Source organism: Bacillus sp. 05T21, assembly GCF_056396785.1.
Genome location: NZ_JBFTMD010000002.1, coordinates 128,497 through 145,426 on the forward strand (window position 1 = coordinate 128,497; position 16,930 = coordinate 145,426).

21 protein-coding genes are annotated in these 16,930 nt (G+C 36.7%); 1 reads left to right on the top strand and 20 read right to left on the bottom strand.

Annotated features, from left to right (window positions below; translation table 11 throughout):
* Nucleotides 1–24 precede the first annotated feature (24 nt).
* From panD to AC1DKZ_RS05585, 10 genes are all read right to left on the bottom strand, one after another.
* On the bottom strand, nucleotides 25–408 hold the full coding sequence (gene panD / locus AC1DKZ_RS05540; protein WP_000490176.1) for an aspartate 1-decarboxylase: 384 nt from the start codon (nucleotides 406–408) through the stop codon (nucleotides 25–27).
* A 12-nt stretch (nucleotides 409–420) separates the two neighbouring features.
* A complete protein-coding gene (gene panC, locus AC1DKZ_RS05545) occupies nucleotides 421–1,269 on the bottom strand; it encodes a pantoate--beta-alanine ligase (protein ID WP_002086591.1) in 849 nt (282 codons plus the stop codon).
* Entirely contained in the window at nucleotides 1,269–2,105 is an 837-nt protein-coding gene (panB, locus tag AC1DKZ_RS05550; protein WP_113937062.1) for a 3-methyl-2-oxobutanoate hydroxymethyltransferase, read from the bottom strand. The genes panC and panB overlap by 1 nt, the downstream gene beginning before the upstream one ends.
* Before the next feature lie 342 nt (nucleotides 2,106–2,447).
* On the bottom strand, nucleotides 2,448–3,428 hold the full coding sequence (locus AC1DKZ_RS05555; protein WP_002086594.1) for a biotin--[acetyl-CoA-carboxylase] ligase: 981 nt from the start codon (nucleotides 3,426–3,428) through the stop codon (nucleotides 2,448–2,450).
* Nucleotides 3,413–4,606 (bottom strand): CCA tRNA nucleotidyltransferase, encoded by a 1,194-nt coding sequence (locus AC1DKZ_RS05560; RefSeq protein WP_242246352.1) that lies wholly within the window; start codon nucleotides 4,604–4,606, stop codon nucleotides 3,413–3,415. Before AC1DKZ_RS05560 ends, AC1DKZ_RS05555 begins: the two co-directional genes overlap by 16 nt.
* On the bottom strand, nucleotides 4,593–5,738 hold the full coding sequence (gene bshA, locus AC1DKZ_RS05565; protein WP_002086596.1) for an N-acetyl-alpha-D-glucosaminyl L-malate synthase BshA: 1,146 nt from the start codon (nucleotides 5,736–5,738) through the stop codon (nucleotides 4,593–4,595). The genes AC1DKZ_RS05560 and bshA overlap by 14 nt, the downstream gene beginning before the upstream one ends.
* The gene (gene bshB1 / locus AC1DKZ_RS05570) at nucleotides 5,735–6,439 is read right to left on the bottom strand and encodes a bacillithiol biosynthesis deacetylase BshB1 (RefSeq protein ID WP_002011848.1); all 705 of its coding nucleotides are present in this window, start codon (nucleotides 6,437–6,439) and stop codon (nucleotides 5,735–5,737) included. Before bshB1 ends, bshA begins: the two co-directional genes overlap by 4 nt.
* Nucleotides 6,440–6,450: 11 nt before the next feature.
* Entirely contained in the window at nucleotides 6,451–6,846 is a 396-nt protein-coding gene (gene mgsA / locus AC1DKZ_RS05575) for a methylglyoxal synthase (RefSeq protein ID WP_000684753.1), read from the bottom strand.
* Between the two features lie 14 nt (nucleotides 6,847–6,860).
* Nucleotides 6,861–7,661, bottom strand: a complete 801-nt coding sequence (dapB, locus tag AC1DKZ_RS05580; protein ID WP_476995776.1) for a dihydrodipicolinate reductase — start codon at nucleotides 7,659–7,661, stop codon at nucleotides 6,861–6,863.
* On the bottom strand, nucleotides 7,658–8,002 hold the full coding sequence (locus AC1DKZ_RS05585) for a nucleotide pyrophosphohydrolase (protein ID WP_002011846.1): 345 nt from the start codon (nucleotides 8,000–8,002) through the stop codon (nucleotides 7,658–7,660). The genes dapB and AC1DKZ_RS05585 overlap by 4 nt, the downstream gene beginning before the upstream one ends.
* A gap of 391 nt (nucleotides 8,003–8,393) precedes the next feature.
* Between AC1DKZ_RS05585 and AC1DKZ_RS05590 the strand changes: the two genes are divergently transcribed.
* Nucleotides 8,394–9,275, top strand: a complete 882-nt coding sequence (locus AC1DKZ_RS05590; protein ID WP_002011845.1) for a YitT family protein — start codon at nucleotides 8,394–8,396, stop codon at nucleotides 9,273–9,275.
* A gap of 28 nt (nucleotides 9,276–9,303) precedes the next feature.
* On the opposite strand, the gene AC1DKZ_RS05595 is transcribed toward AC1DKZ_RS05590, so the two are convergent.
* The 10 genes from AC1DKZ_RS05595 to AC1DKZ_RS05640 all read right to left on the bottom strand — a co-directional run bounded on the left by AC1DKZ_RS05595 (nucleotide 9,304) and on the right by AC1DKZ_RS05640 (nucleotide 16,857).
* Nucleotides 9,304–9,954 carry a uracil-DNA glycosylase gene (locus tag AC1DKZ_RS05595; protein ID WP_002011844.1) on the bottom strand — a complete coding sequence of 217 codons (651 nt, stop codon included), beginning with the start codon at nucleotides 9,952–9,954 and terminating at the stop codon, nucleotides 9,304–9,306.
* A gap of 133 nt (nucleotides 9,955–10,087) precedes the next feature.
* Nucleotides 10,088–10,768 (bottom strand): zinc metallopeptidase, encoded by a 681-nt coding sequence (locus AC1DKZ_RS05600; RefSeq protein WP_002086606.1) that lies wholly within the window; start codon nucleotides 10,766–10,768, stop codon nucleotides 10,088–10,090.
* 105 nt (nucleotides 10,769–10,873) lie between these two features.
* On the bottom strand, nucleotides 10,874–11,659 hold the full coding sequence (ypjB, locus tag AC1DKZ_RS05605; RefSeq protein WP_476995777.1) for a sporulation protein YpjB: 786 nt from the start codon (nucleotides 11,657–11,659) through the stop codon (nucleotides 10,874–10,876).
* A gap of 107 nt (nucleotides 11,660–11,766) precedes the next feature.
* Nucleotides 11,767–12,453, bottom strand: a complete 687-nt coding sequence (lit, locus tag AC1DKZ_RS05610) for a lipoprotein intramolecular transacylase Lit (protein ID WP_002064533.1) — start codon at nucleotides 12,451–12,453, stop codon at nucleotides 11,767–11,769.
* Nucleotides 12,454–12,478: 25 nt separating this feature from the next.
* Complete coding sequence (gene lhaT / locus AC1DKZ_RS05615) at nucleotides 12,479–13,069, bottom strand: lipoprotein heptaprenylglyceryl N-acetyltransferase LhaT (protein ID WP_002086612.1); 591 nt, start codon at nucleotides 13,067–13,069, stop codon at nucleotides 12,479–12,481.
* Between the two features lie 499 nt (nucleotides 13,070–13,568).
* Nucleotides 13,569–14,336 (bottom strand): menaquinol-cytochrome c reductase cytochrome b/c subunit, encoded by a 768-nt coding sequence (gene qcrC / locus AC1DKZ_RS05620; protein ID WP_002011836.1) that lies wholly within the window; start codon nucleotides 14,334–14,336, stop codon nucleotides 13,569–13,571.
* Between the two features lie 43 nt (nucleotides 14,337–14,379).
* A complete protein-coding gene (qcrB, locus tag AC1DKZ_RS05625; RefSeq protein WP_476995778.1) occupies nucleotides 14,380–15,054 on the bottom strand; it encodes a menaquinol-cytochrome c reductase cytochrome b subunit in 675 nt (224 codons plus the stop codon).
* A complete protein-coding gene (gene qcrA / locus AC1DKZ_RS05630) occupies nucleotides 15,055–15,567 on the bottom strand; it encodes a menaquinol-cytochrome c reductase iron-sulfur subunit (RefSeq protein WP_002135282.1) in 513 nt (170 codons plus the stop codon).
* 144 nt (nucleotides 15,568–15,711) lie between these two features.
* Entirely contained in the window at nucleotides 15,712–16,167 is a 456-nt protein-coding gene (locus AC1DKZ_RS05635; protein WP_002064531.1) for a YpiF family protein, read from the bottom strand.
* 153 nt (nucleotides 16,168–16,320) lie between these two features.
* Nucleotides 16,321–16,857: a ReoY family proteolytic degradation factor gene (locus tag AC1DKZ_RS05640; protein WP_002086615.1), complete on the bottom strand. Its 537-nt coding sequence runs from the start codon at nucleotides 16,855–16,857 to the stop codon at nucleotides 16,321–16,323.
* Nucleotides 16,858–16,930 lie beyond the last annotated feature (73 nt).

The window sequence follows — 16,930 nt, forward strand, 5'->3', positions numbered from 1 at the left end:
CTTAATTAGAGATAGCCTTCCTACTTATAATATCGTGCCAGCTTTTTCAGCACCTAACATTTCAATAATTTGATTATCATCGTCTAATACTGCAATTTTCGGCTCTTGTTTATGAATATTTTCTTCTGCCACTAAACCATAGCAAATAATAATAACTTTATCACCCGGTTGTACAAGCCTTGCAGCTGCACCATTTAAACACACAACACCGCTACCGCGCTCTCCTTTAATAACATATGTCTCTAAGCGAGCTCCATTGTTGTTATTTACAATTTGTACTTTTTCATTTTCTACAATATTTACCGCATCCATTAAATCTTCATCAATTGTAATACTACCTACATAATTTAAATTTGCTTCTGTTACAGTTGCACGATGTAACTTCGCTCTCATCATTGTGCGAAACATAGATGCTCCCCCTTATTTCCCCATTAATGTTATATTGTCAATTAATCGTACATTTTCAAACTTAACTGCAATCGCTAAAATGATTCTTCCTTCAATTTTATTTATTGCTTTTAAAGAAGGATATGCATATAAATCAGCATAATCTACAGTGCCTTTCGTATACTTCTCAATATGCTCTTTCACAAGATTCATAATGATTTCCGGATTACGTTCGCCTGCCTCAATTCGTTCTTTCGCTATACATAGACTGCCGTATAAATGAGGAGCCTCTTCACGTTCTTCTAGTGATAAATACACATTACGAGAACTTTTCGCTAATCCATCTTCTTCCCTTACAATATCAACTGGTACGATCGTAACGGGAATATTAAAATCAGTTACGAATCCTTCAATTACAGCTACTTGCTGTGCATCTTTCATACCGAAATAAGCACGCGTTGGCAATGTAATATTAAATAGTTTCATTAGTACAGTCGCAACACCAGCGAAATGACCAGGTCTTTGTTTGCCACATAATACGTCGGTACGCTTCACAACTTCTACTGTTGTCGTTTGTTCTGCTGGATACATCTCTTCTACACTCGGATAAAATAAATAATCAACACCATTTTCTTTTGCTACATTTTCATCTCTATCAATATCACGTGGGTATCGATCTAAATCTTCATTTGGTCCAAATTGTAGTGGATTTACAAATACACTTAAAACTACAATTTCATTTTCTTCCCTTGCCTTACGTAGTAACGTAGCATGCCCTTCGTGTAAATACCCCATCGTTGGAACAAAACCGATACTTTTTCCACTTGCATGCAGTTCGTTTGTAATTTGCTGCATCTCTTGCACTGTAGTTATGATTTTCATTATTGTTTTCCTCCGTATAACGCTAAGCACTCTTCCTCTTTCATTGTGAATGAATGTTTTTCTTCAGGAAATTGCCCTGTCTTTACTTCAGTAACGTATTGCGAAATCCCTCGCACAATCTCCTCTTGAACAGACGTATATTGCTTCACAAATTTCGGAACACGATTTACGCCGTACGAGATAAGATCGTGGTATACAAGAACTTGCCCATCTACTTTTTGTCCTGCTCCAATTCCGATTGTAGGAATTGTTAACTGCTCTGAAATAAGTTCTGCTAATTGCATTGGCACACATTCTAGCACAAGTGCTATCGCACCAGCTTCCTCACATTTCTTTGCATCTTCTATTAATTTTTTTGCACTTTCAGCATCTTTCCCTTGTACTTTATACCCACCTAGCACTCCTACAGATTGAGGAGTTAAACCTAAATGCGCCACAACGGGAATTCCCGCATTCGTTAAGTAGTGAATAGTTGATATAACTTCTCCAGCACCTTCTACCTTTAATGCATGTGCCCCGCTCTCTTGAACAATGCGACGTGCATTAATCATCGTATCTTGCAATGAGACATGATAAGACATAAATGGCATATCAGTTACAATAAACGTCTCTTTCGCTCCGCGGCGTACAGCTTTCGTATGATGAATCATATCCTCTACTGTTACTGGAACTGTTGAATCATACCCAAGTACAACCATTCCTAGAGAATCACCCACTAAAATCATATCGACTTTAGCTTCTTCTGCTAATTTAGCAGATGGATAATCATACGCCGTTAGCATTGTAATCGGCTCACCTTGCTCTTTCATTTTCAAAAAATCTGTTGTTGTTTTCAAAAACTACTCCTCCTTTATGCAGGAGAGAGGAGATGGCCGAAATCATATAAAAAACCCCTCTGGCCATAAAAGGGCAGAAGGGTTGTGTGTTAGTCGGCATTATTCATCCCTCTGTCCCAGTCCGTTATTGGATCAAGGCAGAATCCAAATTATTATTTTTTCATACTGCGTAAAATAATGGTGCAGTTCGCTTTGATACTGCCCATATTCGAACTAATTATAGCAAACTCTGAAAAGGAATTGCTACATTTTTTCGAAAAAATAATTTTCTATCCCTATTACGGTATGTGAAATTTATTAGTATCTAAATGACAAAAAGAAGCTCCAAAATAGGAACTTCTTTTACTTAATTTCTATATCAGCAGAATGAATGTGGTGCACTTGTCCTTGATGATCCTCAAGTAACAATACACCATCCTCCGTAATTCCTTTTGCTAGCCCATTAATAGTTTCCTTCATCGTTCGAGCTGTAATTTCTTTTCCGATACTTACTGCGTAACTTTCCCAAAGAATTTTAATAACAGAGAAGCCATTTTTTAAATACTCTTCATACAATTTCTCTAGTTGCAAGAAAATTTGTTGCATAAGTTCCGCACGAACAATCGGCTTACCCGATTCAATTGCTAATGAAGTTGCAATTTGCTGAATTTCCTCATCAAAATGTTCTTGTTTCTGATTTGCATTAATGCCAATTCCCATAATAACAGCATTAATTTTATCTGGATCAGCTTGCATCTCCGTTAATATACCGACAGCTTTTTTACCTTGAATTAAAATATCATTCGGCCATTTAATCCCTACGTTTACACCGGTACATTTTTCAATTGCTTGCGCTACGCTAACAGCTGCTAATAAAGTAAGCTGTGGTGCATGATGAACTGGAATCGAGGGACGCAAAATAATACTCATCCAAATTCCTGTTCCTTTTGGGGAATACCATTTTCTACTTAAACGTCCTCTACCTGCTGTTTGTTCTTCAGCAACGACAATTGTTCCTTCTTCTGCGCCTTCATAAGCAAGTCTCGCTGCAATATGCTGAGTAGACTCAACCGATTCTTCAAAATAAACCGTTCTACCGATACGCTCTGTTTGTAATCCTAATTGAATCTCATTCGCAGTTACTTTATCTGGTTTACTAGCAATTCGGTACCCTAAGCGGCGTACAGCTTCTAGTTCATACCCTTCATTACGAAGGTCCTCCATATGCTTCCATACAGCGGTTCTCGAACAACCAAGTTTGTCACTAAGTATTTGACCAGATACAAATGCACCATCTGCTTCAGAAAAAACTTGTAATAACTGCTTTCTTATAGTAGATTGCATCTTTGTAGCCACTCCCTTATATCCTCTTTCTTATTAACTAAATCTCCTTGTACGATTGCTTCTTCAATATTTTGAAGCATTTCGGCAACCCACGGACCTGGCTTTTTATCTGTCCAGCTTAATAAATCATTACCAGTCACATTCATTTCTTGACGATTTTTTATCGGCAATGCATGAAATAATGATTGTACTTGCTTAACAGACGCACTATTATAACTTTCTATTATCGCTTCATATACTCTTTCCGCCATCTCAGCGATGCGAATCCCAGTTTTATAAAGAAGGATTGTATCCCACTCCTTCTCCTTTCTAGAACGAATTGCTAATATAACCGCTACGATATCTTTAATCTTTTTATTCGAGAACTTCCATTGACGCAAAAAGACAGATGGATGCTCTTCTCCGATACAATATAAGAAAAATGCCCACGCCTCAACGTCTGTTTCAAAAGAATCCCATTTATACTGCGTAGCTTTCAAGAGTCTTTCTTCTGACATTTGCAAATATGGCAGATGAGAAAATAGCTTCGTTTCTACTAACTCTTGAAGACCATTCACACAATATGCACCGGTCAACAATTTTTCAAATTCAACTGTAATTCTTTCAATCGCTATATGTTCGAGCAAATGCCCATACGTTTCAATTGCTTGTTTCGTCTTTATTTCCAAAGAGAAACCTAACGTACTTACGAACCGAATACCACGCATCATTCGCAGTGCATCTTCTTGAAAACGGTCTGCAGCATCTCCAACCGTTGTAATTTCCTTCAGACGAATCGCTTCTTTCCCAGCAAATAAATCAACCATTTCGCCTTCCTCTGTCATTGCAATTGCATTCATCGTGAAATCACGTCGTTTTAAATCCTCTTCTAATGAACGGACAAATTGAACACTACTAGGTCTTCGAAAATCTTCATATTCGCTTTCTGTTCGAAAAGTAGTTACCTCATACGGTTCACCATTTTCTACAACAATTACAGTTCCATGCTCAAGACCAACCGGAACATGTCTTGGGAAAATAGCCATTACTTCTTCTGGTAAAGCAGATGTTGCGATATCGATATCTCCAATCGGTCTATCGATAATAAGATCGCGTACACTTCCACCAACGAAGTAAGCCTCATGTCCGCGCTGTTTTAACATCTCAATAATTGAACTAGCTTTTTTAAATCTTTCCATTCTTGTCATCCCTTAGTATGTCATAATAAATCGCCTCATACTGTGAAACGATTTTTTCCGAACGAAACTGCTCATATACAGATTTCATCGCTCGCTCTCCCATATTACGGTGAAGTTCTTCATTTTCTAGTAGCTGAATTGCTTGCTTAGCTATTCCGTCTGTATCTCCAACTTCACATATATATCCTGTTTCACCATGTTGAATGACCTCTGGAATGCCCCCAACCCTCGTTCCGATACTAGGCACACCACACGCCATCGCTTCTAATATAACAAGACCAAAACTTTCCTTTTCTGATAAAAGTAGCATTAAATCACTCATCGCAAGAAGCTCTGCAACATTATCTTGCTTTCCTAGGAATAAGACACGTTCCTCAATATGTAAACTTTTCACCAATTGTAAAATAGTACAGAACTCTGGTCCATCACCAACAAGAAGCAATTTCGCATCTACTTCCTTTACAATTTTGGCAAATGACTGCACAACATCCTGTACACGCTTAACCTTTCGGAAATTTGAAATATGAATCAACACTTTTTCATTTTCTCGTATACCATATTCTTTTTTTAATTGAGACATATCACGTTTGAAATAAACACGTTCATCTACAAAATTGTATACCGTCTCAATTTCTTTATCTGGTTTTACAAGTTCATTTGTTTCTTCAATTAACGAATGTGACACAGCTGTAACAACATCAGATTGTTCAATACCAAAGCGAATTAAATTATTTAACGAAGGGTCGGAACCTAACACAGTAATATCCGTTCCATGTAAGGTCGTAACAATTTTAATACGCTCCCCAATCATTTGTTTTGCTAAATATGCACAAATAGCATGAGGGATTGCATAATGCACATGTAAAATATCAAGGTTTTCTCTTTGAGCAACCTCTGCCATTTTACTCGCTAATGCTAAATCGTAAGGTGGATATTGAAAAACAGAATATTGATTTACTGTTACTTCGTGAAAATAAATATTCGGGTACACTTTATTCAACCGAAATGGTACACCCGATGTAATAAAATGAATTTCATGCCCGCGTTCCGCCAATTGCTTTCCTAACTCTGTCCCAACAACCCCAGAACCACCTACAGAAGGATAACATGTAATACCTATTTTCAATTTCATTTACATCCCCCTATTAAATCAGCATGTAATAAAACCGGTTTCTTACTCATAAATCCTTCGGCATACAGCACTCCAACTTCTTTCCCAAACATCTTCTCCCGAGCGATTACAGTTTCAACGTATCCTTCGGTTAATGGCGTCTTAACACCATCACTCCCTGTTGAAAACTGACTTTCATACGCTTCTAACGCTTCCACCTTTTTAGAAAGGTATTCACTAATATCTATACAAAAATTCGGTTTATGAAAACCATTAATCATATAATTATAAAAAGACTCTACACGGTGCGGCGGAAGTTCAGGCATATATTTACGAATTCCCGCTGAAAAGATAGCTTCTTCCACAAGTTTCGCGCAATTAGCATGGTCTGGATGACGATCTTCGTAGTATGGTGCGAAAATTAGTGTTGGTTTATATGTACGAATAATCTTTACAATTTCACGTATATATTCTTCTTTCATATACAAACCACGGTCTGGCATCGCTAAATTAATTCTCGTTTTTACTCCCATAATACGAGCTGCAGCCTTTGCTTCTTCTTTTCTTAGTTCTACCGTTCCATTTGAAGAAAGATCAGCTTCTGTTAAATCGCAAATGCCTACTTCATATCCTTGCTTCGTATACTTTGCAATGGTACCTGCCATGCCGATTTCAACATCATCGGCATGAGCACCAAACGCTAATATATGTAATCCACTCATAATTGTTCCCCTCATTTTCTTAACTTTCGGTAATCTAAATCTCCCCGCTCTAATGCATGCATTAGCATTTCAGCACTTGCCATATTTGTTGCTAATGGGATGGCGTATACATCACATAAACGAAGTAACGCATTAACATCTGGTTCATGCGGCTGGGCTGTTAGTGGATCCCGGAAAAAAATCACCATATCCATCTCATTTTTTGCAATCATTGCACCAATTTCTTGATCGCCACCAAGAGGACCGGATTGATATCTTGTTACAACTAAACCAGTTGCCTCCATAATACGAAGTCCTGTCGTTCCTGTTGCAAAAAGTTCATGTTTTTCAAAAATTGGTTTATATGCGTATGCGAACGAAACCATATCATCTTTCTTTTTGTCATGTGCGATTAAGGCAATTTTCATCCGTTGTCTCCCCTTTAGTCGATAATATTTTCTAAACCGTACACAAGATGATCAAGGTTCATTACTGTTTCAATTGATAGTTTTACACCTGACATAAATGATGCACGGTTGAATGAATCATGACGAACTGTTAACATTTGTCCATCTCCGCCGAACATTACTTCTTGGTGTGCAATAAGCCCTGGTAGACGTACGCTATGAATGTGAATACCGTCTACATTTGCACCACGTGCCCCTTCTAATTGTTCCGTTTCATTAGGATGCCCTTGCTCTTTTGGCACACGATTTTGACGGATTAATTCTACTGTTTTTACAGCTGTACCAGATGGTGCGTCTAATTTTTGATCATGGTGTAATTCAATTACTTCAACATCTTGGAAGTACTTCGCTGCCATTTGTGAAAATTTCATCATAAGAACTGCACCAATCGCAAAATTTGGAGCGATAATTGTTCCTACTTCTTTTTCTTTTGCGTTTTCTGTTAATTGCTTTAGTTCTTCTTCAGTAAATCCAGTTGTACCAATAACTGATCGAAGTCCACGTTCAACTGCAAGTTTCACATGTTTCTTTCCAATTTCTGGTGTTGTTAAATCTAACAATACATCTGCTTCTACTTCATCTAAACAAGTATGTAAATCCGCGTAAATAGGTGCATCTAGCGCTGGCATTCCCGGTAAATCAGAAATTTTTTCTCCGCCATGCTTATAATCAATTGCTGCTACTAAATTGAAATGCGCTGTTCTTTCCATAAGAAGGACTGCTTCATATCCCATGCGTCCTCGTGGTCCAGCGATAATTACTTTAATTTCTTTCATGCGTCTTTCTCTCCCTCATCAATACGTGTCCAACGATCTTTATCACGTGTATTAAATTTATTCATTACAATGTTATGCGCTGTTTCTAAATCAATATTTAAACTATTTGCCATACAAATCATAACAAATAAAACATCTCCAAGCTCTTCCTCAACACTTCGTTCTTTCTCAGTCGTTTTCTTTGGTTTCTCACCATAATAATGATTAACCTCTCTTGCAAGCTCTCCCATTTCTTCAGTTAAACGAGCCATCATTGCAAGCGGACTAAAATAACCTTCTTTAAATTGACCGATATATGCATCTACTTCTTTCTGCATATCTTTCATCGTTTTTGCTTCCATACTAGTCACCTCTTATTCCTTCCTCTTTCATGTTAGCCAATTCATCGCGATTTGACAAATATTATTCCCTCATATCACTATTTACGACTCTTTTTAGGATAGACTATAATAAAGTGAAACTTCTTTTGCGTGATTTTTGCAAAAGATCAGCCTGAACCAATCGGGTCCCTACGGCTGGTTCGCCCTTTTCTTCTTCGCTTTTCCCTCTACCAGCCGTTGGGACGGGATAAAGCGAAACTTTCTTTTGCAGTTTTTCCGCACAATATCAGGCTGAACTAATTAAGCTCTTATACCATTCTCTATTTTTACTATCAACTAGAAATAACTTATTATTATGTTCTATCGTTTAAGAGGAGCAATGCAATCATTACATAATTAGGGGGATTTCTAAATGACATCAAATTTGAAGATTCGAAATATCATTTTTATTTTAATCGGTTCCGCTATTTTTTCTTTCGGTATTGTGAATATCAATATTGAAAACCATCTTGCAGAGGGTGGATTTACCGGCATTACGCTATTATTATATTTTAAATTTTCACTTGATCCTTCCTATACAAACTTAATTTTAAACGTCCCTCTATTTTTCATTGGCTGGAAATTACTCGGCCGAACAACATTTTTATACACATTAATCGGTACATTTAGCGTCTCTTTATTCCTTTGGGTGTTTCAGCGCTACGAGGTTCTCAACTTACATTTAAACTTGCAAAATGATATGACACTGGCTGCTTTATTCGCTGGGGCATTTATCGGCATAGGACTTGGAATTATATTCAAATACGGCGGGACTACTGGCGGTGTTGATATTATCGCAAGGCTAGCTCACAAATATGTTGGCTGGAGTATGGGAAAAACGATGTTTATGTTTGATGCGGTCGTTATCATTATCTCTATTCTTACATATTTATCATATCGCGAGGGCATGTATACGTTAGTTGCTGTTTTTATCGGGGCTAAGGTTATTGATTTCATGCAAGAAGGTGCTTATGCAGCAAAAGGCGCAACTATTATTTCTGATAAAAACGATGAAATTGCTTCAAAAATTTTATCCGAAATGGAGCGCGGAGCAACCTTTTTAAAAGCAGTTGGATCCTATACAAAAATAGAACGTAATGTACTATATTGTGTTGTTGCTAAAAATGAAATCGTAAAATTAAAAAATATCATTATTTCAGTAGATCCACATGCCTTTGTCGCTGTAAGTGATGTACACGATGTTGTTGGTGAAGGATTTACATTAGATGAAAATAAAAAACCGTTACATAATTAAATTCAGCTAGAAAAGCTCTGTAGCTTTTCTAGTTTTTTATTATAAATCTTTTAAGTTTCTCCAAATCCTCATAAATAAGCTCCAACAAACTCCGATTATAGAAAATAGAAGCTGGATGAAAGGTCGGAAAAATATGATATTCTTTTTCTGACCAAATAAATTCTGTACTGCTGCTATCTTTCAATCGCTGCACAGGTTGCTTTAACAATTCTCCATGAACATCCGTAATTTTATTATTTTTACCAACTAAACGCTGTAATGCAATATTACCAAGTGTGACAATAACCGGCTGCTGTATAAATTCCAGTTCATAATCTAGCAAAGGTGCATGGGCAAGTATCTCACCTTGATTCGGTGTTCTATTGTACTTCTTCTGTATTATTTCGCCATTTCGTTCCCTTTTCTCTCTCCATTTATAAGGTCTACTCCGGACCGCACTCGTAATATATACTTCTTCCCTTGTAACGTGAATACGTTCTAAAAATTCCATTAAATGTTTTCCCGCTCTCCCACTAAATGGAATCCCATTATGAATTTCTGTTTCACCAGGTGCTTCTCCAACAAGCATTAATTTCGGGTTTTTAGGGCCCTGTCCACTTAAAAAACCTTCTAATTGGTATGTAGCACTACGCTCCTTCACTTGTTTAACTAAATAATATGGATATTCTATGTCCGTCACCTTCTTTCATCATTCCATACTTATCTTTATTTTAACTAGTTCTATACCCCATATTCTCTCTATTATTTCCATTTGTAACATATTATAAGATTCAATCCACAAAACAAAAAAAGACTATCAAAATTGATAGTCTTTAATCGTCGCTACGCTGCATACCAGTATAAATTAATACGAGACGTAATAATTCAAATACTGCTACAGCAGCTGCTGCTACATATGTTAATGCTGCCGCATTTAATACTTTACGAGCTTGACCGTACTCATCTGTTGATACGATACCAAGTGCTTCAATTTGTTGCATTGCGCGTTTTGATGCATCAAACTCAACTGGTAATGTAACAAGTTGGAAAATAACACCTGCTGCCATTAAAATAATTCCTAGTAACAACAAACCAGACATTTGTGCAAATACACCAATTAGGACAAAAACCCATGACATGTTTGAACCAAAATTAGCAACTGGCACTAACGAATGGCGTACACGCATAAAGTTATAATCTTTCGCATCTTGAATTGCGTGTCCTACTTCATGTGCTGCTACAGCTGTACCAGCAACTGAATGACCATAATAGTTATCTGTCGATAATCTAACCGTCTTTACACGCGGGTCATAATGATCTGACAAATGACCTGGCGTTTCTTCTACGGCTACATTGTACAATCCATTTTCATCTAAAATTTTTCGAGCCACTTCCGCTCCTGTCATACCTGATGTTGAATAAACTTGTGAATACTTGCTATAGGCACTACGTACTTTTGACTGTGCATACAACGGTATGATCAAAATGATCGCGAAGTAAATTAAATAAAACATCATAAACCTCCATTGAAGTTTTAATTATAGTACTTCTCATTCTATTTTTTTCTTCCACCGTTGTCAATAAATAAACCTTACAATCCGCATCTTTATTTATGCGTATTATCTATCTTTAGAATGCAAGTTGCTTCTCCGCTTCTCTCTCTCCCCTTTATACTTTCTCCATCCAACATACGTTAAAGTGAACAAAATAAGTCCTCCAGTAATTGTCATAAACCAAATGAGAGAGGGAGCAATCTCATCTTTTTTTACTGTATGAAATATTTTTTGCAAATCACCTTTAATAATCCCTAGTTGCATTTGTCCACCTTTCGTTTTTAACATAACGTTACGAAATTCATCCAAATAAGATAAATGTGCATTTACACGCTGCGCTTCGTTTTCTGGCAGAGCAATCATTAAACTAGGATAAATAATATTAAATTCATTTAAAAATGTATTTAGCGTCTGTTGGAACTGTCCATCATCTTCTTCTTCCATCGCCTTTTCTACTTGAGAAAAAGCATTCATTATCTTTCTTTCTCTTTCCATCCAAAGTGGCTGATATTTAGATACTTGTGCATCAACAGCAAGTTGTAACGCTAACATATTATCCACTTTAACTTGCCTATCTGAATCTTCCGCGAGAGATTGTTTCGCCTTATCGTATGCTAAAGAAACGACTCTAATTTGTCCCGGAGTTACTTTTGAATTATTTTCATTCTCCTTTGATAGAAATTGCTCTGAGAAATGGTACAGTACTTGTATTGCCTTTTCATCTTCTTTTTTCTTCACTAACTGCAAAGAGTCATCTAGCAATCCAGTTAGTTCGCTCCACTCTTCAGCATATATACGTACTGGAAACATTATAATTAGAAATGCTATCAGTCCAATTAATGTTCTCTTCATCCCGGTCCCCCCTATAACTACTAGTACAAAATATGTGGAATTGGACAAGAATAGAACAGAACAAAACCAAAAAATATATTATCTCTATGAAAACAAAAAAATTCTCTTTAAACAGAGAATTTTTTCTTTGAAACCCTTTTCTTTTTCACTAAATATTTATACACACCGTAACAAAGCATGCTACCACCTAAAATCAATAATAAAATAATACATGCAGCATGCATAAAGAATTCTTCCGGTAACATTAAAATAACCGGATCTGTTTCAATATCAAACATCCAATAATCATTGCTAAATAAAAGCTTATGAAATAATACGAAACTCTTTTCAAAATTAATAGCAATTGGTAACGTAAGAGCTATTGGAAAAATAATTGTAAGAATCGCTCCGTGAAGTAAAAACTTTTCTTTTTTCTTTTTTAATAAATACGCTCCTCCTAATACAGCAATTACAATCGTTCCATACATTATATATTGAATCTTTACTAAAATATTTTTAACATCTACAAAATGAATGCGTCCATTTGTGGACATATCTAATGTCGGCAATTGTAATGCACCTTCATAAAACGGCGATAAATATGTAATAAGCACATCATAGTTTCTCTTAATTTCATCTTTCGTCATATCCGCTAAATCTGGAATATTTAAAAAATCAATTTCAAAATAATACAACCATTTTCCATATACAACTACCGTTGTCGCGAGAGCGAAAACAGAAAATGCTATGCTATAGGAAACTACTAAAGTGATCAATCGATCCAATATGTTTATACCGCTCTTATTTTTCTTCATTTTCTCCCCCTAAATGTCCTCACCATCATAAAGAAAACTGTTTTCGGTTCTCACGTAAGCAATAATAATATGTAATACACAGTACAGCAATACTTAACCAAAACGTAAAATAACCAATTTTCTCTACAAACAAATGCATAATCCCATATCTCGGCATTTGCCAAAATAAATAATCAATTGCATCATTATGTAATGTCCATATGCCAGCTACAGTGAAGTGCCATTTTTTTATCCGATAAAACGGAGCATATAACATTCCCTGCACTGCCATCGCAAAATGAGATAACATTAACATATATCCCATAAGGCCAATAGGGCCTTTTACATAAATCATAATTGCATTTACAACAACAGCCCAAACACCATATTTTATTAAAGTAACTATCGCTAGCGCTTCTATTAACCCCCAGTTCTTCTTCATCAAAAAAGCAATTAAAACAAAGACAAAAAAGAGAGTCGCCATAGGGCTATCTGGTACAAACGGCCAAAATATAGGTGAGGTTTCTTTTAATTGATTTCCATACCATATGAATCCGTAAATTGTACCTAATATGTTAACAACCAATAAAAATAATAGTACCGAACGTTGCCTTAACATTGCATACAAGTAAGCCAAACTGTATGTCCAACACCTTTCAAACAAAGTAATTCTTTCATCGAACTCTACTCTATTATATAGCAAACTTTCCGTCATCGTAGAGTAGAAAACTGAAACAGATTAAATTTTCTTTAGGGATGGCTTTGCTATCCCTTTTCTGTTTCAGCTTCCCCTCATCAAACCGTACGTGAGGTTTTCCCTCATACAGCTTTCCGATGCTCTTCCTTCTTTAGCTTTCAGTTTGTTCTAGCTTCCTACTTTCACGAGTGTGTATGTTATTTTCTACATCAAGTCCTTGATACGACCATGTTTCTTTTCTTATTCCAGAAAAGGTTAAGCCGTTCTAAGACGTACCAATCTATTTTACCGAGCCACTTCTGTCCAATTGAAGATAGGCTATAATAATTTTTGAATCCTTGTAGAATTCTATTTAAACCTTTCACCATCAAACAGTGCCCAGCTTAGCTGGGCACGCAAAATAAAAAGCTGACCACAGATTTTGTAGTCAGCTTTTCTATTATTTTTTATTATACTTTGCAACGAATTCCGAAAGCTTTTTCAGTTCCTCATCTGTACCTTTAAATACACCTTTAGGCATTGAACCTTTTCCATCTTTCGCAATTTTAGCGATTTCTTCTGGTTTTAAAGTTAAGTTTTGCAAAGCCGGTGCTGCCGCTCCGCCCTGTAAATTGTCACCATGACATGTTAAACAAGTATTTTTTTGCATCAACTTGTAGCCGTCATCATTTTTATCAACTGGTGCTGTTTTTACAATTGCTCCTTGTTTTTTTGCAGCTTCCCAATCGTGGTGTGCTACAGATTCCCAAGTTAAAAAAATAATCGATGCAATTGCTAAAAGCATAAACCCCGTTGCTACAGGACGCTTCAATGGCGCTCTTTCTGGGCCTCGATCTAGAAACGGAGCTAATAGTAACGCTCCAAACGCAATCCCCGGCATAATAAACGCACCAATTACAGTAAATGAGCCTGAAGCATACGAATACTTTAATAACTGATACAAGAATAAGAAATACCAATCTGGAAGTGGTATATATCCTGCATCTGTAGGATCCGCCATTCTCTCAAGCGGTGACGGATGCGCCACTGTTAAACATAAATAACCGACTAAAAAAACTGCACCAACCATCCATTCTTTTAACAAGAAATTCGGCCAAAACGCTTCTGTTTTCCCTGGATATTCAGAATAATCTTTCGGAATATTTGGTTTCCGGGCTACTGGTACCCGAGAATCTCCTACAAACTTCATCCCTTTGCCGCGATGCATAATCTCCCTCCTTTTGTTCTTTCCCCTTTAATTTAGCAATCTCTTATAGCGGACCGGAAATACCTTGTTTGCGAATCATGATGAAGTGGAAGGCCATTAAACCTAGAAGTGCTGCTGGTAAGAAGAAGACGTGAATAGCAAAGAAGYGAGTTAATGTTTGAGCGCCAACGATTTCGGAATGACCAGCGAGTAATGTTTTAATATAAGGACCAATGAGCGGCGTTTGCTCTGCAATTTGAATCCCTACTTTCGTAGCAAATAACGCTTTCATATCCCACGGTAATAAATATCCGGTAAAACCAAGACCTAACATAACAAAGAAAATAAGAACACCAACAATCCAGTTTAACTCACGAGGCTTTTTATACGCACCTTGGAAGAAAACTCTGAGTGTATGTAAAAACATCATTACAATTACGAGACTAGCGCCCCAGTGATGCATACCACGAACAATTTGTCCGTAAGCTACTTCATTTTGTAAATAATAAACCGACTCCCAAGCATTTTTAATATCCGGCACATAATACATCGTCAAAAACATTCCGGACAAAATTTGAATTACAGTAACGAAAAAGGTAAGTCCTCCAAAGCAATAGACGAATGCAGAAAAGTGATGTGCCGGGTTAACATGCTCAGGTACTTCATGATCAGCGATATCACGCCATATCGGTGTAATATCTAAACGTTCGTCTACCCAATCATAAATTTTATTTAGCATCTACTTTGCACCCCCTCTTGGCTTCGCTTTTCCTAAATACAGCGTTCCATCTTTCACTTTAGACTCGTACACATCAAGCGGAGCAAGAGGCGGTGTGCCTTTAATGTTCATCCCATCTTTTGTGTAACGTCCCCCGTGACACGGGCAAAAGAATTGATTAGGATGTGCTTTGTCCGAATTCCAGTTCACTGTGCAACCTAAATGTTTACATACTGGAGAAAACGCAACAATTTCTCCACTTTCATCTTTATGCACCCAAGCAGATTTTGGCTCTTCAGACTTGTACCATCCGTCAACCTGCTTCACCTTAAAATCGAAGCGCTTCGGCTCTGTTGTAATATCCTTTACCTGCCCAACAGCAACCATATCTGTTCCCGCTTCTTTTCTTAACACCGGATCAAGCGCAAACCTCGTCATCGGCAGTAAAATACCCGCCGCCATAAAGCCTCCTACCCCTGTAAGTGTGTAATTTAAAAACTGTCTTCTTGACACACGATGTTCTTTCTCGCTCACGAAAATTTCCCCCCTCTATCAGAAATTGTCCCCTCGTGAAAAAATTATATAAAAAATAAAAACTAGGACACTATCATGATATAATACCCTCTTGTATAGGTCAATATCATACTACTCATAATAATAAGAACTTTCTGTTTATTGTTATTTTATCCATCTTTCTTCCAACATTTCCATAATATTTTTTATGTGTGCACGAATAACTTCCCTTTTCGCTTGGTCACTAAATTGCTCTAATGATAACGATGGAAACCAAAATAAATCACCCTGCACATCTCTCATATCTTCTTTCCATGAAAAGTCACTTGTCACATAGGCAATATGCTTAAAACCTTGCCTTTGCAAATGATCTGTCCATTCTTGCAAACGGTCTTTTTCATTCTTTTGGCTCTCTACCAAATACGTAAATGCGGGCAGTAAAAGCACTCTTCCTTTATACTCCCTTTCCAACTCCATACTCAAAGCCTCAATAAATTCGCCTTGCTCTACAACCATTTTCATCCCTTTTGCTGCCGAAATAGACAAAAGGGGTATAATCCCTGTATCTACATACTCCCTCGCTTGCTCAAACTGTTCTACATCTTTTACAATCCATTTCACCTTTTCTCCCCTCCTCCATTCGAAATAACAGAACTTTCACTTTATATATATTAAACCATACTAAAAGAGGTAAAAAAAGAAAAACTACCTATTATTAAGTAGTTTTTCTCAAAAAGTCTGAATTTCGTAAAGATTACATAATCAAAATGAATTCTATAAAATTTTCAACTCTGCTGTTAACCTATGAAATGCTTCCTTATCTTGCTTATCCAAAGCTTCATCAATTTGTTTCAAAAGACGTTCTCTTCTAAATGAGAATACACTTTCTTCTAAAAATCGTTCTGCAAGCAATCGATCTTTTTCATTCACTTCAATATGCTTTGGCAAATATGGGTTTTCTTCTAATACAGCTACATAGTTTGCATTTTGGAACGATGATTTAAAATTAAGCTGAATATAAATATCCTCATCTCGATTCAAACGAATATCATGAAACGATTTTTCTGCATCTGTTGTCATTACATTTTGTTTAAAAAAATGAAACGGTGTGTCTTTCACACAATTTGCTGACATTACTAAGCCACGCGGACAATATTTTGCATGTTCTACGAAGTGGACTTTATGCATTAATTGATCGTGACTCATTAAATAATTCAAAATCCATACACATTCACGCTGTTTCAGTTGGTAATTATTCAAAAACCATTTTACAAAATCCTTCTTCTCGTTTACAGAAACAGGGGTATTCATAGCGATTAAGTCCCTCCTCTGTCTTTCTCTTTTCTTTTTAGATTCAAGAAGCGGCATTCAGTTTCCTTCCAAC

Coding starts and splice junctions, on each gene's coding strand:
- mgsA (WP_000684753.1), bottom strand. CDS start 6,846: ATGAAAATTGCCTTAATCGCACATGACAAAAAGAAAGATGATATGGTT.
- AC1DKZ_RS05600 (WP_002086606.1), bottom strand. CDS start 10,768: ATGTTTTATTTAATTTACTTCGCGATCATTTTGATCATACCGTTGTAT.
- panD (WP_000490176.1), bottom strand. CDS start 408: ATGTTTCGCACAATGATGAGAGCGAAGTTACATCGTGCAACTGTAACA.
- bshB1 (WP_002011848.1), bottom strand. CDS start 6,439: ATGAGTGGATTACATATATTAGCGTTTGGTGCTCATGCCGATGATGTT.
- panC (WP_002086591.1), bottom strand. CDS start 1,269: ATGAAAATCATAACTACAGTGCAAGAGATGCAGCAAATTACAAACGAA.
- qcrC (WP_002011836.1), bottom strand. CDS start 14,336: ATGCATCGCGGCAAAGGGATGAAGTTTGTAGGAGATTCTCGGGTACCA.
- AC1DKZ_RS05640 (WP_002086615.1), bottom strand. CDS start 16,857: ATGAATACCCCTGTTTCTGTAAACGAGAAGAAGGATTTTGTAAAATGG.
- lit (WP_002064533.1), bottom strand. CDS start 12,453: ATGAAGAAAAATAAGAGCGGTATAAACATATTGGATCGATTGATCACT.
- AC1DKZ_RS05590 (WP_002011845.1), top strand. CDS start 8,394: ATGACATCAAATTTGAAGATTCGAAATATCATTTTTATTTTAATCGGT.
- AC1DKZ_RS05555 (WP_002086594.1), bottom strand. CDS start 3,428: ATGCAATCTACTATAAGAAAGCAGTTATTACAAGTTTTTTCTGAAGCA.
- ypjB (WP_476995777.1), bottom strand. CDS start 11,659: ATGAAGAGAACATTAATTGGACTGATAGCATTTCTAATTATAATGTTT.
- bshA (WP_002086596.1), bottom strand. CDS start 5,738: ATGAAATTGAAAATAGGTATTACATGTTATCCTTCTGTAGGTGGTTCT.
- AC1DKZ_RS05585 (WP_002011846.1), bottom strand. CDS start 8,002: ATGGAAGCAAAAACGATGAAAGATATGCAGAAAGAAGTAGATGCATAT.
- dapB (WP_476995776.1), bottom strand. CDS start 7,661: ATGAAAGAAATTAAAGTAATTATCGCTGGACCACGAGGACGCATGGGA.
- AC1DKZ_RS05560 (WP_242246352.1), bottom strand. CDS start 4,606: ATGGAAAGATTTAAAAAAGCTAGTTCAATTATTGAGATGTTAAAACAG.